A 700-nucleotide genomic window follows, 5' to 3' on the forward strand; every position below is an offset into this window, starting at 1 on the left:
AATATGATGGCCTACTACTTCTCCTTCGCCGATGTGGCGGCCTGTTACTTCTCCTGCCCCAATATGTTGGCGGGTTACCTCGCCTTCACCGATATGGCGGCCCGTGACTTCTCCTGCTCCGATATGATGGCCGGCTACTTCTCCTTCGCCGATATGGCGGCCCGTGACTTCTCCTGCCCCAATATGATGGCCTACTACTTCTCCTTCGCCGATGTGGCGGCCTGTTACTTCTCCTTCGCCGATGTGGCGGCCTGTTACTTCTCCTTCACTAATATGGTGGCCTACTACCTCGCCTTCAGCGATGTGATGACCTTTTACTTCACCTACTCCAATATGATGACCGGCTACTTCTCCTTCGCCGATATGGCGGCTCTTTACTTCTCCTGCCCCGATATGTCGGCCCGTTACCTCGCCTTCGGCAATATGACGGCCGCTCACTTCTCCTGCTCCGATATGTTGGCCTATAATCTCGCATTCGGCGATATGGCGGCCTACTACTTCACCGGCTCCGATATGTTGGCCCGTTACCTCGCCCTCGGCGATATGGCGGCCTACTACTTCACCGGCTCCGATATGATGGCCCGTTACCTCGCCCTCGGCGATATGGCGGCCTAGTACTTCACCGGCTCCGATATGTTGGCCCGGTACCTCGCCCTCGGCGATATGGCGGCCTAGGACTTCACCGGCTCCGATATGATGG

At 57.0% G+C, this 700-nt stretch carries 1 protein-coding gene; it reads left to right on the forward strand.

Annotated elements, in window-relative coordinates; genetic code table 11:
- On the forward strand, positions 1-615 hold a 615-nt coding region (locus tag DQX05_RS28710; protein ID WP_220483300.1), incomplete at its 5' end, for a hypothetical protein.
- Between the last annotated feature and the right edge of the window lie 85 nt (positions 616-700).

It is taken from the genome of Paenibacillus thiaminolyticus (assembly GCF_003591545.1).
In the GTDB taxonomy this organism is placed as follows: domain Bacteria; phylum Bacillota; class Bacilli; order Paenibacillales; family Paenibacillaceae; genus Paenibacillus_B; species Paenibacillus_B thiaminolyticus_A.